This is a genomic window from Ammoniphilus soli (assembly GCF_040813775.1).
Window position 1 is genome coordinate 1 of the sequence record NZ_JBEGDL010000064.1, and the last position, 15,234, is coordinate 15,234.

Genomic DNA, 15,234 nt, shown 5'->3' on the forward strand with positions numbered 1-15,234 from the left:
GCTACAATGACCATTTTTACAGAAGTATTAATGCGATAACTTTCAAATATTAAGGGTGGAGATGTTACCTGACAAGGTTGCTTCGGCATCCTTTTTTGTTGTTCTGCTAACGAGAATCGATAGCAGGGAAACGGGATCGGCATCCACCCTCTGCTTTTCGTCGCTACGAAGGGTTAGTATAGCGTAATAACTCGTTATAATTAGGCTGCTTAACAAGCAGCCTAATTTGCTGTTAAAAAAGGGATCTGCTTAACTAGAAAATTTTTGTAACTTTTGAGAATCTCATACGACTATTAAATGACGAGTTTTTAGGGAAGGGGGGAACACGCTTTGTATGTTGGAGAGAATCAGGAACAAAATATCAAGAAAATATACCGGGAATATTACACAGAAGTACAAGCCTTTTTATTGTTTTTTACACGAGATAAAAATAGTATAGACGACTTAACTCAGGAAGTATTTATTCGGCTTTATAAAGCACTACCCTCTTTTGAAGGACGTTCGAGTTTAAAAAGTTGGATATTATCTATTGCCAAAAATGTAGCAATCGACTATTACCGAAAACAAAAGTTTTACAGCTTATTACCTGACAAATTTTTTAAGCAACTTTCCTCAAAAGTAGGTATTCCAGAAGAGGCATTAGATCGAAAGAACGGTGGAATGAATTAGAACGGGCTTTGCAGAAGTTAAATGCTAATCATCGTTTGGTAGTATTCCTGCGTGGGATTAAAGAATTAAGCATTAAGGAAACGGCAGAGATTTTGCAGTGTAGCGAAGCTAAAGTCAAAACTGATTATCATCGCGCCTTAAAAAAACTAGCAAAGTTTTATTCTTCAACGAGAGGAGGAGATGTTCATGAATGGATTAAACGAGAAGGAATTGGTCGATGATTTAAAGCAATATTATTCGGATTTGAAGTCGCAAGTTCCGGCTAATGTTATGAATGAAGAAAGATTTATGAAAAAGGTAAGAAGAATAAGTATCAAGCAAAAGCTTTCTCGCCTCGTAAAAATTACGGTAGCTTGTACTGCTCCTCTGTGTGTTGCTATCTGGTTCATGTTTGGGGGGCAAGAAACTTTAATTAATGCAGTTCATTCACTCACATCATCCCCAAATATAAGCAGTTTAATGGAATCAGCAGATGAAGTCCAAATTGAAGTATACACCATAAAAACAGAGGAATACCCAACTGAAGATCCTGTCCTAATTCCTTATAGGAAAGTTAACGAAATAGAAATTATCAAGAAAATAGAAGAAGGTGTAGAGAAAAGAACATCGTTTGAATTGAGTGATTATCATGATAAGTACGGTAATTTTATAGAAAGTGAGGTACGATCTTCGGTACACATAATTGATTTGAATGGAAATCAAACCAATAATAAAACAAAGTTTATAGAGGGAAAGAACAGAAAAATGAATAAACCTTTAACTATTCTTGCTCCCGAAAAACCGCCAAAAGGTATTGAATTTGATGAACGGAGGCAGTTATCGGTATCGGAGAAGGAACAGGTTAAAAGTCATGTTTTTTATTTAATAAGGTTATTGAATGGAATACCTTTAGTTAATCGAGAACAATAATTGTTTGTTCTTTACAATTCTTAACGAATTGTTTTATGAATCTTATTGTGCTAACGGGATTCGATAGCACGGGGACGGGATTGGCATCCGTCCCCGTGCTTTGTTGTTGCGGTAACGAGCAGGTTAGAACAGAACATGGAATAGCGTTATTCTTGATGCAAAAACCATATATTGGTGTAAAATCAAAGATGAGAAAAGAGCAATTTTACTTCTTTTTGGGAGGGGAAGTAGTTGAATAATCGAATAGCAGGATTATTATTAATTGGGTTCTCATTATTGACAGCAGTAATTGCATATGGGTTTGACCAGTTATCTAATGCAATAAAAGAATCTGCAGGGTTCATAAAATCGGATAATGCTACAATTGGTTCGAGTTCTCCATCGATACCACTATTCTCGATAATATTAATAATACTGGTTATTGGTGTAGGGGTTTATTTAATGAATAGCAAGGATAAGCAACAATAAGGTACATAAAACATGGATTTGCTCAAAAAAGTTATTGAACGGGATTCAAGAGTTAAATAACGCCGAAACAGGCTGTCTGTTAACCGAAGACAGCCTGTCTTATTGAACAGACGGGCGGGGAATGTTTAATAAACAGATATGTTAGATTGACATTATACAAGGCTAAACGTTTTCTACCCTTTTGTAAGTCTGAAAGGATAGATAAGTCATCACCAAAGCCCTCCAATTTCTTCGAATGTTTTGGAAATCCGCTTCTAAGCATCGGCTTTGTTCTGTAAAGCTTGTGTCATAACATCACTATATCGTTGTTCGACCACAATTCTTTGTCCATCTTGATTAACATAAAGGTCTAAATAAGAAGGTTATTACTTCGCCTTTTGTTAATTCATCTGTTGTTATTGTTTCCGAACCAGATACTGTTGTCTTCCCAGATGAAGATGAGTATTGAACATTTCCTCCACCTGAAAAGACCTTAGTAGTCATTCCGACACTTTCGATTCGTTTCCAACCATCGATTTTTCGGGTACATGAATAGGAAACTTGTTATTTTTCTGATATCAGTTAAACTCATTTTTCTGACGTAAGGAGAATATGGTATTTCTTTGAACTTTTCGAGAGGAGTTATATAGTTGGAAAAGTTCTGCTCTTCTTCTCTAAAGTTTATTTCTGCATTAGACCAAATACCCAGCACTGGGCTATATCTTACCACCTAGAGCCAATTGATACTTTACAAATCTGATTTTGCTTAATGCAAAGCTACTGAAAAATAAGGTGGGCCTCTTTGTTTGTTTTCGTGGGAATCATTCATTGCTTCCCAGAAGTTTCAAGAGTTCAATATCACCGGTTTTGTAGGGAAAAGTGAACGATTTATAAAAACTGGCGATTTCGTAAAACATATACTCCAAAGCTAAATGATCACAATACACCAGGAATGAGGCAATACGGATGAGAGAATCGGGGAAAAAAGGATTATTTTGGAGTTGGGGCCTTTCCATGTATCGATACCGATGGATTGTAGTCCTATTTTGGATACTGCTTTTCGCCGGATTGGTTTTTTTTGCCCAAAGGGTGCCGGGCCTTTTGAAGGATAACGGTTTCACTCCAGTGGGAAGCGATTCCGATGTTGGCCTGATCCGCCTTGAAGAGCAGCTTGGCTTTGCGCCCGCCATGCTTACTTTGGTATATACCAGTGATTCCCTGGATTTAACGAGTGCCAATGCAACGGATACAATCCTCGATTCTCTGGATGAGCTCAGAAATCTGCCCTATGTCAGAAACATTAAGATAAATGAAACCCCACGTCTCGCTGAAAGAAGCGACATCCAATCGGTTTACGTCGAACTTGGTCTAAACAGGAATGAAGCTGTGAATAAATATCCGGAACTCCGGAATCGAATCCGCCCGCCTGATAACATGAAAGTCTATGTAAACGGCGGTACGGCTACCGTTTATGATGTTCAGCAAGCTGTCAAAAATGATATGACCAAAGCGGAGATGCTGGGCCTGCCAATTGCCTTGATTGTGCTGTTGATCATTTTCGGCACCTTGTCGGCGGCAGTTCTTCCTTTGATTGTAGGTGTGATGAGCGTCGCCATTACGCTTGGAATCATTTATTTTATAGCCGAAAGGTATTCGCTGTCCAACTTTTTGCCCAATATGATCATGATGGTCGGTCTAGCCGTTGGCATCGACTATGCGCTGTTTGTTGTCAGCCGCTTCCGTGAAGAACTGAAACAGCAGCCCGTGCGTGATGCGGTGGCGATGACGAGCCAGATGGCAGGCAAGTCCATCTTTTTCTCAGGGTTCGCCGTATGGATCGGAATGTTCGGCATGTTGTTTATCGATTTGCCCATTATGCGCGCCCTTTGTCTTGGAGGGGTACTGGTTATACTGGCTTCGGTAGCCATTTCCAATTCCTTGCTTCTCGCCCTTCTGGGAATATTCGGCCATAAGATTAACAGTCTCAGGGTGTTGCCTGCGTTACAGCGCAGGAGGGGAAATTCCATCCTGTGGGAGCGGATTGCTTTTGCTGTCATGAAACGCCCCGTGTTTCTTGTTCTCCTGATGAGCGGTCTTTTGGTCTATTTGATGCTGCCAATCGGAAACATGAAGCTCGGCGTGCCGACTACGGAGGTTCTTCCCCCGTCATATGAATCCCGGTTTGGCGCGGATTTGCTGAAAGAGACATATGATTCCAGGGAGATGAACCCGATTCAAATTTATATGGAGGCGCAAGGTTCGGTCTGGCAGGAGGGTACCATCCGGGAGATCCAGGATTATTCTGATAAAATACGCCGTACTCCCGGAGTGAAGGAAGTCAGGAGCTTTATCACTGTATTGGGAAACCAACCGCCTGATGTGACTGCCAAACTTCTCTATGACCCTATGAAGCAACGTTTAGAGGAGCAAAAGCTAGCTAAAGGCCATGCGGCTCTTCTTGTGGTCGTTCCGCAATCCGATCCGGAGTCCCCTGCAGCGGCTGCTTTGGTCCAGGATATCCGGCGCCTGGATTCGGGTTCCCTGGAGACTTTGGTTACAGGGGGTACAGCGTATCGCGTAGATATGCTGGACAGAATCAACAAGGGCCTTCCGACTTTGGTTGGATTTGTTATGGCGGTTACGTATCTTGTTCTGTTTTTTGCATTCAAATCAGTTCTCCTGCCACTTAAAGCCGTTTTAATGAATTTGCTGAGTTTGGGCGCAAGTCTTGGTATTGTTGTAGCCGTGTTTCAAAATGGCTGGATGGCGGAGGCGCTTAACATCACCTCTATAGGTTACGTAAGCTTCGTCCTTCCGGTAACCATCTTTTGTGTAGTGTTCGGGATTTCCATGGACTATGAAGTCTTCTTGATTTCAAGGATCATGGAGGAGTACGAAAGGACCGGAGACAACGACAGGAGCACGGCTGAAGGGCTCAGAAAAACCGGGAGCCTGATAACCAGCGCGGCTTTCATTTTGATCGTCGTGGTCGGTTCCTTCATTTTTACTGACATCGAGATTACTAAAGCACTCGGAATCGCTCTTTTCTGCGCTATTTTTATAGACGCCACGTTTATCCGCATCGTTGTCGTCCCGGGATTGATGAAACTTCTTGGGCACGCGAACTGGTGGGCACCGGGATGGTTAGGCGGCAGGTAATCGATACCGGAGGAAATTATTTTCAGTCCTCTTCTTATGGGAAGAAGAGCGTACGGTTCGTAAAACATCCGCTTAATAAAACACTCTTAATGTGTAAATCCGCATTTTCCTGACGTTCAAGAAAAAAGGGTTTATTTAATGTTGAGATTTTTTTAAGGGATATAGGGGTGTAGCCAAGACACTGATAAGGGACGGAGATCGATAGCTCAGGAGCAGCTTATCATTGCTGCTCCTCTTTTCGTTACTGAACTAAAGGCAGGTTAACGAAATAAACTAATAAGCGGTAAGAATTCGAACTACGTTTTCCATTCCGTTCCGTTCAGATTGTGAAGTCTATTCAACAAACGGAGATCGATAGTGTGATATCCGGGATGCTTCGGCATCCCATTTTTCGTTGCTCCGTTAATGGGAAGAAAAGTTAAAGAAGGTAATAATGATGTTCTGTTGAAATATATTGCTAATGATTTCCATGTTTATAAAAGGGGTGAGTTATATGATTCCTGTAATAATCGCCATTATTGGGTTGATATTATTTTTCATAAATTGTGTTGCTCTAGGAAAGAAAATAAGAGATCGCAAGGATGATGAAGTAAAAGGTTTGACCATAGTAAGATCGATATTGTTAGCAATATCACTCTATTTTATATTTGTCATAACAGGAAAATAAATGTTTGTTGCTAACGGGATTCGATTGTTTCGATAAACGAAGCTGCGTCCGTTAAAAGGTGGTGAATACCTTGTGATTAACGAAGATGTTGTAATGAACAAAATCTTTTTTGACGATGGAAGTCTGAGGGACACAAACCAGCTTAGAAGATTGGAAAATCATATGGGAGTTTATTAAGAACTTAAACCAATTTACTTTTTCGATTGATGGTGAAATGAGTGATGAAATTCCTAATGATATAACCGATATTTTTAAAGCAAGGAAGGAAAAGGTGATCTATTCGAGGTTTACATACAAGGGTGTCGATATTGCTTGTCATTTCTTTTCCGTGGAGGAAGTGGAGTTTGATGTAAGCCCTCGTGAAATAAACAAAATAACGGAAGCTAAAGCCGTATTTGAGTTTATGGATAAATTATCAGGTCTTCTTTGAAAAACATTTCGTTATCAATTGAAAACGATAAACAAACCCCTTTGATAACCATAACTCCCAAGGGCGAATTTTTAACATTTTGAAGTTGAGAAATTTGTTACGCTAACGGGATTCGATAGCGGGGGAACGGAATCGGCATCCGTCTCCTGCTTCATAGCTCCGCGAAAAGGGCAGGATACTTCAAAAGCTATATTAACCACGATGTTATTATTCTTTTGTTATAATAAGGAAAAACGGAAAGAGGTTAATGATTTGAGGTTATTTTCTGTACTATTTGCGATATTTGTCTTGGCAGAGTACCAACAAAACGCGGAAAACATACGCTAATAAATTTTCTGGAATATATATCTTTCAGATTAAAATACTTGTCTCAAAGTCTCAATCTGTCCTTGGATTGAGACTTTGTTTTGAAGATAAGTTTTGAATCATTATTTTAGATATCAAATTCATGATAAAGAAGTAGGTGCGAAATCATCTCAAATACCTTCGTTATTGAGACAGAATGGTTACTTTAGTACGACGGGCAGTAGAGGTAGTTGAATACATAAATCTAATAAGAGCACGATTGAGAAACAAATTGAATAAGATGGCAACTAATTGGTTAATATCCATAACATACATAACAAACATTTAAAACTTGGTAGGTGAAGGCATTGAAAGTGCATGCTCGAATAGTAATTGAAGCAGATCCGGAGGTTAAGAAAATGGTAAACCAAATTAAACAAGTTACTGGAAGTTCCATCAAAGAAATTGTTGAAAAATTAATTCGCCAAGAATATAAACGTCTACCTAAGGTAAGCAGTACCCAAGATTAGATTTAATCGCAGAAGACGTATGTCTATTGTTGTTGGTTTGAGTTCACTGGGTTTCATGCTGTTCATGCTAGAACGGATAGTTGGCGAGAAATAATGTTTACTTTCGTAAATAAAAGAACGTTCCTGGCGTTCAGAGAAGTGGTTAAGATCGAAGTTGTAAACAGGAGATGATATGTTTTTGGGTATTTTCAAAACCATCCAAAGAATATTTAAACCTAATTCAAACCCCAATAATCAAGATATTGGGGAAAAAAGACCGTTACGAACTAATCTTCAAGAAAACATTCGACATATCACGGAAGCGGTTGGAAATAGCCCGGATGTAGTCATAAGGGAAATTCGCATTGGTAAGCACAGGAGTATCAAAATAGCTCTGATCTTTACAGAAGGTTTATCTGATGCCCAATCTGTCAACCAATTTATCATGGAATCTTTAATGTTGGATATCCAACAAAGTGATGTAGATTTGGATATATCATCCAGACGAGATACTTTACAACTGTTAAAAGAGCTTCTTCCAGTAGGGAGCATCAAGGATGTATCGGATTTCGAAACCCTACTTCCATCCATCTTATCAGGAGATACAGCCATCCTGGTTGAGGGACATTCTCAAGGTCTGCTGGTTGGTTTGAGAGGATGGGAAGACCGCGGTGTTCAAGAACCGTCTTCTCAAACGGTTATACGCGGGCCGAAAGAGGGTTTTTCTGAAAACATACGGACGAATACCGCTTTGATTCGAAGGAAAATTAAAGACCCTAACCTTTGGTTGGAGAGTTTGACCATTGGAAGGAGAACCCAGACCGCTGTCAATATGATGTACATTCAAGGAATAGCGAATGGGAAAGTCGTCGAGGAGGTCCGGAAACGGCTGAAGCGGATTGAAATAGACAGCATCTTGGAAGGCGGTTATATTGAAGAATTGATCCAGGATGAAACGTACACCCCCTTTCCTACGATATTTCATACAGAAAGGCCTGATGTCATTGCTGCCGGGCTTTTGGAGGGACGCATCGCTATTTTTGTGGATGGAACCCCATTTGTCCTTTTAGTTCCGGTCATCTTTTCGCAATTCTTTTCGGCAGCGGAAGATTATTACCAGCGGTCAGACATTTCTACGTTACTGCGATTGTTGCGTTATTTGGCTTTTTTTATTGCCTTGCTGGGGCCGTCTTTATATATTGCCATTACGACTTTTCATCAAGAAATGCTGCCTTCCGAAATTTTATTTAGCCTGATGGCCCAACGGGAAGGGGTGCCTTTTCCGGCCTTCATTGAAGCTCTTTTAATGGAGGTGACCTTTGAGCTTTTGCGTGAAGCTGGGATTCGAATGCCCAGAGCGGTAGGACAGGCGGTATCGATTGTAGGGGCCTTAGTCATTGGACAAGCAGCCGTAGAAGCGGGCATCATATCGGCTGCCATGGTGATCGTAGTATCCATCACCGCCATCTCCAGTTTCATCATTCCCGCGTATAATTTGGCCATTTCCGTCAGAATTTTGCGTTTTGGAATGATGGGTTTGGCTGCTTCTTTCGGGTTATTGGGCATCATTGTAGGGGTCATTGCTGTCATACAGCACTTATGCCAATTGCGTTCTTTTGGGGTTCCGTATATGGCTCCATTTGGCCCCATGGTGATGGCAGATCAAAAAGATGCAATTATTCGTGCGCCTTGGTGGGGAATGTTCTCGAGGCCTCGATTTGTGAGTCAAAAAAATGTCACCCGTGAAGACAATCCGCCTACGCCAAATCCGGAACCGCGAAGGGAAAAATAGGATTTTATATAGAGAAAGGAGGAGTAGTTACGAAACGAAAGTTGGTCTTATGGTTGATTTCTGTCATCCTTTTGATGACGGTTACCGGATGCTGGAATCGGGTCGAATTGAACGAACTTGCGGTCTCTACAGCGATGGGGGTTGATAAAAAGGGGGATAGAATTTCGATTTCTCATCAAGTCGTCAATCCGGGAGCTATCGCTACCAAAGGCGGCGCTTCTTCTACCGCTGCTCCTGTCACTTTGTTTCAAGAGACGGGAAGCAGTGTACAGGAGGTTGCCCGAAGAATAACAACCAAGAGTACAAGAAAGATTTATGCGGCGCAACTCCAGATCCTTATTATCGGTGAAGAATTAGCAAAAGAAGGGCTGGGGGAAGTTCTGGATCATATAACCAGAGACCACGCCTATCGAAAGGATTTTTTTGTGGTGGTAGCCAGGGGCACGAAGGCTGAGAACATCCTTAAGATTTATACTCCCCTGGAACGAATCCCAGCCAGTAAAATGCAAGGTACTCTTGAAACCTCGTCTGATGCTTGGGGGGCAACAAGTGCCGTAAAAATGGACCAGTTCATGTCAGATCTTATCAGTAAAGGAAAAGAAGCTGTACTGACAGGCATTAAGGTGAGCGGAAATCAGGAAGTGGGCGAAACCAAGGAGAATGCGGAACTAATTGAACCCATTACACATTTGCAGTTTAACGACCTTGCCGTATTTAAAAAAGATAAACTGGTCGGCTGGTTAAATGAAGAGGAAAGCATAGGATATAACTATACCCAGGGTGAGATCAAAAGCACGGTCGTTGTCTTTCCTTGTCCTCAAGGGAAGAAGAATATAGTTGTAGAAGTGCTTCGTACTCAGGAGGATAGCGAATTTAAGGAAGTAAACGGTAAACCTCGTATGGAAGTCAACATTCGTGTAGAAGGCAATGTAGCCGAGGCACAATGTGATATCGATTTATCGAAAACGGAAGTAATCAATCAATTAGAGAAATTAACGGAACAGGATATTAAACGATCCATAGAAGCGGCAATAAAAGCAGGACAGAAAAAATATCAATCGGATATTTTCGGGTTTGGCGCTGTGATCAACCGTACTAATCCTAAATATTGGGATAAAGTGAAAGCGGATTGGGATAAGGAATTTCAAGATTTACAGGTCAATGTCAAAGTGAAGGCGGATATCCGACGTGTATTTAAAACGAAAAAATCCTTTCAGGAAAGGATGGAGGAATAAATCCAGATGTGGTCCATTGCTGGAATAGTAGTGATAGGGGTTATCATGATGTTCATCGAAGTCCCCTCCCTTTTGAAGAAAAAGCAAAGGAGGGATCTATGGGTATTTTCCATTTTGCTCCTTTTTGGGGTGGGGCTTAATATTTTGGAACAGCAAGATGTGAACATCCCTAACCCATTCGAGGGGATTACAGCCATCTTCCAGCCTTATAGTGATGTTATTTCAGGATTATTCAAGTGAAAAGGTGATATCGATGCAAGAAAACGGTAAAATTGCACCCCGCCAGTTTATGATACTCGTTATCTTATTTACCATTGGCAGTTCCATTCTTCTGTTACCTAAATTTATTGCTGCGGAAGCAAAGCAAGATGCTTGGATGACCGCGATGATCCTTGCAGGGGTAGGCCTTTTGCTGGCATGGTTATACAATACGTTAAGCAGTCTTTTTCCGAATATGACCTTGGTTGAATACAGCCAGGAAATTTTGGGGAAGTGGATGGGGAAAATAACCTCCTTCTTATTTTTTACCTATACATTTCTTCTTTGTGCTATGTTGCTTCGACAAATAAGTAATTTCTTTACATCAACGATCATGCCGGAAACACCGATTGAATCGATCCATATCCTTTTTTTAAGCATTGTCATTATGGGAGTGCGTTATGGCCTGGAAAACATGGCTCGCACTTCCGAAATTTTCTTTCCCTGGGTGTTTATTCTCTTCCTTTTGATAGTTTTATTTCTTACTCCTCATGTTGAGTTTCAAAAAATCCAGCCTGTTCTTGCAAAAGGAGCAAATCCCATCCTTCATGCCGCTTTTATGCTAATGGGTTTTCCATTTCTGGAGCTTGTTCTGTTTTTGATGATTCTTCCCTATGTAAACCAAATAAAGGAAGCTGGAAGAAGCTTTTTAGCGGGAACTTTGATTGGGGGAATCGTGATCGTCTCGATTACATTGTTGGCTGTTTTAGTTTTGGGGGCCGAGGAAACAGCGAATGAACATTTTCCCAGCTATACATTGGCTCAAAAAATAGATATTGCTAATTTTATCCAACGGGTAGAAGCCATTATGGCCGGATTATGGATTATTACCATTTTTTTTAAACTGCAGATCTGTTATTACGTTTCCGCATTAGTGCTTGCACAAACATTAGAGATGCATGATTATCGCCCTCTGACTCTTCCGATGGCCGTGATCCTAGTGGTCCTAGCCCTTGTGATAGCTCCCGATATGAGCTATTTTATTAACTTTGTTGCCACCATTTGGACACCTTATTCTCTCGTGTTCGGTCTTTTTATGCCATTGTTTCTTTTAGTGATCGCCAAGATTAAACAAAAGCTTTTAAAAAACGAAAGAAGCCAATAATTATTTGGAGAGGGAGTTACAGTAAATAGGTGATGACTAGCCTTAGTCTAAAACATAAATTTTACCTCTGGTAACCTTGAATAGGGAGAAATGAGAACATCAAAATATGGATGCTTTTTATATGTTAAGAGAGAAATTGCATTATGTGAGTCACTATGTTCAGCTTATTTTTCATTAACGGAATTCGTCAACTAAAGATACGTGTTTACCCAAATATTACTCAATATCATTGTGTTACATATTCAAGATTCTGTCCTTAATGGCAATCGAAGTGAAAAAGCCCATTATACAAGGCGATGATTCCTTAGTCTAGGAAAAACCGGCTTTTGAGGGGAAAAACGTAGAATGTGGAACGGATTATAAGGGGAACCGCATTTTTCCAATTGTCGTTCCATTTCCTCAGGTGATAACACCACGGTATATCCATTTCCATTTGTCTCCGGTTCATTTAACCAACCTTCAGTTACCAGTTGCTTCATAAGATCAATCATACTTTGCTTTCGAATTCGTTACTCTTTTTGATGCTGTTCTGGGGCGAAAACCGATGTGAAAGATGCGGAGTGGATCTGTGATCTCTTACGTCATGACTTGCTTAAGGCTAGTTACATCCCCGATCGAAACCAACGAGAATTACGAGAGTTAGTTCGGTATCGTCGTAGTTTCATTGAAGAAAGGTCTCGTGAGACGAATTGGTTTCAAAAGGTATTAGAAGGAGCCAATATTAAGCTGGCTTCCGTTATTCCTTATAAAAGCTATGTAGAATTAGCTGAAAAATTAAATGAAAAAACACACGTATTTTGTAGATTTGATGAAATTATATAATACCGTAACAAAACCTTTATTTTGTAACCCTTCGATTCGGGGGATCCCAACCATGATTGAAGCCTATAGTAAAAGGGAATTAACCTTCATCAATTTCAGTATACATGCTGTGAGTAGATAATCTGGACGACGGGCTAGGCATTCCGACGATTTCCCGGTATTTAAGGATAGTTATCAAGATTTGGCTGAAGCAGTAGACTCATTACCAAGTTTTTAATGAGATAAATTTCTGCTTAATGGGGTTAAAAAGATAGGAAAAAAGCGGAGTTTCGCCTTTTTTCCTATCAATAGAATATAGATATTTCATGAAAAACGGTAAAATTCTTGTGCTGGCCTATCATTCTTTTAGTCCAACCAAAATACTTAAAACCATAGCAGGTAAAATAGCAATACAAAGTACTACATAAGACATTCATCTTCTCCTTTCGGCAACCCAGCCGTCATAGTTAGGAACCTTAGACCTGTTGGCTTTGCGTCCTTATCTTTCGATAAGTTTGCCTTTATCGTTGGAATTAAACTGTAATTCTTATTATTATTTTAACCTAAATTGTGTTAGTTTGAGCATATTTTTAAGAATCTTTAAGCAGTTTTTACATTGATTAGTGAGAGTTAAATACTATACAAGGGGACAAAATTGCCCTGCTCTTCGTCAAGGTAAAAATTGATAGCAAATATCATGCCAATTGAAAGAACGTGTGCAAATTCTGGATCATATAGTAGTCTGAACATCGATTTATGGATGGTTGATGAAACCACATGAGTAGAAAAAAGAGGGTGAGATTGAGAAGAGATTTGTACGGCCTGCTTTTGGAACATCGCCATTTCTTTGGACTTTCCCTGACGATCGGATGCCCACCGGAAGAACCGCTTATCGTGAATGCGGAAAAACGATCGCTCAATGACCGCGTGGTCCGCTATATGATTGAAAGGGCGGCGCGTCGGGCAGGAATCACCAAGTACAAAGGGGACAACTTCCAACCTCAGAAGGTGTCTCCCCACTGGTTACGCCATTCGGCTGCCACCTTTGCTTTGGATGGAGGTGCAGGGATTCACGAAGTTCAACGGATGCTGGGTCATTCGGATATCTCTACGACTTAAATCTATTTACATGATGTAGAAGAGAAGAAGGCAAAGGCGGCGAATGATTATATTCAAGGGATTCACTTGTAAGGGGAGAGTAGAAGAAGGATCGATCGATAGGCCTCACTCTTCCAACAGGAGAATGGATATATGGCCACATGACAGGATGAAGAAGAGGGTTTTCTCTTCAGGACCGCAGACGTCAAGATGACCCGGCGATATCGTAAGTCGAGTTACCAAGAATTCGAGGCTGCCATCGATAAGGCTTTTCTGTAAAAGGATCTCATTTTTATTTATAGCAAATTTCATGCCAATTGAAAGAACGTGTTCAAACTCTGGATCATATAGTAGTCTGAACATCGATTTATGGATGGATGATGAAAGAAAGTAGATTCATAGAGTGGGCACATGTTCATCAAACCATGACTTTCTGGACGTTAAAGCCGTGCTTAAGGGTTCATGATTCAGTTTTTAAAAATCCTGATGTTCAACATCATAAGAGAACCCGTTTTAGTAATCACTTCAAAGAGACTTGATATTTTCCATTTATGTTATACGATGGAAGTAACTCGAAAAGATGAAGGAGGGGAATCATTTGGTATCCATTATAACCCAGGTTCCCAAGGGCTTTTTTAAAGGGAAAAGACTCGAAATAGGACAAAAGAAATTTCTCTCCATGGCCTATAAAGACTTCGTTTTGTTTGGTGCGAAAGGATATGACATGGGAGAAGAAGGAAAAATAAATTTCAGTTTGACCAATTCATGGAATCGGGTACCTTTCCAGCTCCAACTGTCGCTTTTATGGCTTTCGATCGAGATCAAGATCTGATCAATATTCATGATTTGATCGTGTTCTTATCATTATGTTATATTCCCGACATGTTAGATTCTCATCTCATGATAATATCGCTGCCCTGACAGGTCTTAGTAAAACCAAAGTCAAGCAATCTCTTCAACGTTTGCTAGATAGTCGGTTGTCCTTATTGGTATAAAAGGATATTCATCATTTTGAAATTCCTCTATTAAAACAGGAAATCATCGAGAGTTTTGAAAAGGATCTGAAAAAATCATCAGGAAGGTAAGATCGAAGATGGTTACCGGATTCCACGGATTTTGGTCGAGAATTATAAATCGATGGGATTCAGTTTTTTCGAATATAGTATTTTATTGGAGTTATCTGCCGGGTGCAGGACCAAAATTCTCTGGATGTGATTCTTCATCAAATGACGGAGGATTCCAAAGAAAAAATCACGGTTTTCTCCATTAATTATGTGATCAAAAAGGCAGAAGAGAAGGGCGTATTTAAAATCATGAAGGATAAGAATGGATTTGTACAGCTTTTATGGGGAGCATGAATGACACAAGATTGTTGAACAAGAATATCAAGTAAAGTGAGAGATTCTGGTGATGTTTTCAGGAGTGGAGAGCCTGAAATGATGATTTTGGATCTTAACCGAGCCAAAGTATGAAGAAACATAATGGAGGGAGAAAATGGATCACTTTATACAAATTATAAACTTCGAAGACCGCATGGAATTTACAGGCTTTTACCTTTTGAAATCTGCTGATATCAAGCAGACCTCGGATAGCCGGGATTACTTCGATATGATGATTTGTGATTCTACGGGAGAAATCCCCTTGAAATTTTGGGATGTAAGTGATTTGGATAAAGAGACGTTCTTCTCCGGAAGGATCGTAAAGGTAAAAGGTGTTGTTTCTACATACAAAGAAAAGCTCCAGGCGAAGGTGATTAAAATTCGTTTGGCAACGGATGAGGATGGGTACCAAGTATCTGACTTTGTCAAAAGTGCTCCAGTACCTGCAGCAGATCTCATGGAGACCATTGACCGAACGGTGAGAGGGATTC

The 15,234-nt window shown here is 40.3% G+C and carries 14 protein-coding genes, 1 pseudogene and 1 riboswitch; all 15 genes and pseudogenes read left to right on the forward strand.

Translation table 11 applies throughout. From position 1 onward, the window contains the following. Nucleotides 1–330: 330 nt before the first annotated feature. Complete coding sequence (locus tag ABLT31_RS36905) at nt 331–669, forward strand: RNA polymerase sigma factor (RefSeq protein ID WP_367760715.1); 339 nt, start codon at nt 331–333, stop codon at nt 667–669. Nucleotides 670–677: 8 nt separating this feature from the next. Continuing rightward, a complete protein-coding gene (locus tag ABLT31_RS36910; RefSeq protein WP_367760716.1) occupies nt 678–890 on the forward strand; it encodes an RNA polymerase sigma factor in 213 nt (70 codons plus the stop codon). Beyond that, nucleotides 856–1,578: a hypothetical protein gene (locus tag ABLT31_RS36915; protein WP_367760717.1), complete on the forward strand. Its 723-nt coding sequence runs from the start codon at nt 856–858 to the stop codon at nt 1,576–1,578. The genes ABLT31_RS36910 and ABLT31_RS36915 overlap by 35 nt, the downstream gene beginning before the upstream one ends. A 231-nt stretch (nt 1,579–1,809) precedes the next feature. Further along, nucleotides 1,810–2,046: a hypothetical protein gene (locus ABLT31_RS36920; RefSeq protein ID WP_367760718.1), complete on the forward strand. Its 237-nt coding sequence runs from the start codon at nt 1,810–1,812 to the stop codon at nt 2,044–2,046. A 945-nt stretch (nt 2,047–2,991) separates the two neighbouring features. Next, nucleotides 2,992–5,184: an MMPL family transporter gene (locus ABLT31_RS36925; RefSeq protein WP_367760719.1), complete on the forward strand. Its 2,193-nt coding sequence runs from the start codon at nt 2,992–2,994 to the stop codon at nt 5,182–5,184. 881 nt (nt 5,185–6,065) lie between these two features. Beyond that, entirely contained in the window at nt 6,066–6,281 is a 216-nt protein-coding gene (locus ABLT31_RS36930; RefSeq protein ID WP_367760720.1) for a hypothetical protein, read from the forward strand. A gap of 987 nt (nt 6,282–7,268) precedes the next feature. Beyond that, nucleotides 7,269–8,867: a spore germination protein gene (locus ABLT31_RS36935; protein WP_367760721.1), complete on the forward strand. Its 1,599-nt coding sequence runs from the start codon at nt 7,269–7,271 to the stop codon at nt 8,865–8,867. A gap of 53 nt (nt 8,868–8,920) precedes the next feature. Then, entirely contained in the window at nt 8,921–10,102 is a 1,182-nt protein-coding gene (locus ABLT31_RS36940) for a Ger(x)C family spore germination protein (RefSeq protein ID WP_367760722.1), read from the forward strand. A gap of 6 nt (nt 10,103–10,108) precedes the next feature. After that, complete coding sequence (locus tag ABLT31_RS36945) at nt 10,109–10,342, forward strand: hypothetical protein (RefSeq protein ID WP_367760723.1); 234 nt, start codon at nt 10,109–10,111, stop codon at nt 10,340–10,342. Between the two features lie 13 nt (nt 10,343–10,355). Beyond that, nucleotides 10,356–11,465, forward strand: a complete 1,110-nt coding sequence (locus ABLT31_RS36950; RefSeq protein ID WP_367760724.1) for a GerAB/ArcD/ProY family transporter — start codon at nt 10,356–10,358, stop codon at nt 11,463–11,465. A gap of 531 nt (nt 11,466–11,996) precedes the next feature. Continuing rightward, a pseudogene (locus tag ABLT31_RS36955) lies at nt 11,997–12,203 on the forward strand (IS110 family transposase); the annotation flags it as partial. 508 nt (nt 12,204–12,711) lie between these two features. Then, a riboswitch (cyclic di-GMP riboswitch) is annotated at nt 12,712–12,796 on the reverse strand. A gap of 271 nt (nt 12,797–13,067) precedes the next feature. After that, nucleotides 13,068–13,385, forward strand: coding sequence for a tyrosine-type recombinase/integrase (locus ABLT31_RS36960; protein ID WP_367760725.1), 318 nt, complete (start codon nt 13,068–13,070; stop codon nt 13,383–13,385). 577 nt (nt 13,386–13,962) lie between these two features. Continuing rightward, nucleotides 13,963–14,196, forward strand: a complete 234-nt coding sequence (locus ABLT31_RS36965) for a hypothetical protein (RefSeq protein WP_367760726.1) — start codon at nt 13,963–13,965, stop codon at nt 14,194–14,196. Between the two features lie 355 nt (nt 14,197–14,551). Beyond that, nucleotides 14,552–14,722 carry a hypothetical protein gene (locus ABLT31_RS36970; RefSeq protein WP_367760727.1) on the forward strand — a complete coding sequence of 57 codons (171 nt, stop codon included), beginning with the start codon at nt 14,552–14,554 and terminating at the stop codon, nt 14,720–14,722. A 136-nt stretch (nt 14,723–14,858) separates the two neighbouring features. Continuing rightward, nucleotides 14,859–15,234: OB-fold nucleic acid binding domain-containing protein (locus ABLT31_RS36975; protein WP_462976588.1), on the forward strand; the 376-nt coding region annotated here is incomplete at its 3' end.

Coding starts and splice junctions, on each gene's coding strand:
- ABLT31_RS36925 (WP_367760719.1), top strand. CDS start 2,992: ATGAGAGAATCGGGGAAAAAAGGATTATTTTGGAGTTGGGGCCTTTCC.
- ABLT31_RS36935 (WP_367760721.1), top strand. CDS start 7,269: ATGTTTTTGGGTATTTTCAAAACCATCCAAAGAATATTTAAACCTAAT.
- ABLT31_RS36930 (WP_367760720.1), top strand. CDS start 6,066: ATGAGTGATGAAATTCCTAATGATATAACCGATATTTTTAAAGCAAGG.
- ABLT31_RS36945 (WP_367760723.1), top strand. CDS start 10,109: ATGTGGTCCATTGCTGGAATAGTAGTGATAGGGGTTATCATGATGTTC.
- ABLT31_RS36915 (WP_367760717.1), top strand. CDS start 856: ATGAATGGATTAAACGAGAAGGAATTGGTCGATGATTTAAAGCAATAT.
- ABLT31_RS36950 (WP_367760724.1), top strand. CDS start 10,356: ATGCAAGAAAACGGTAAAATTGCACCCCGCCAGTTTATGATACTCGTT.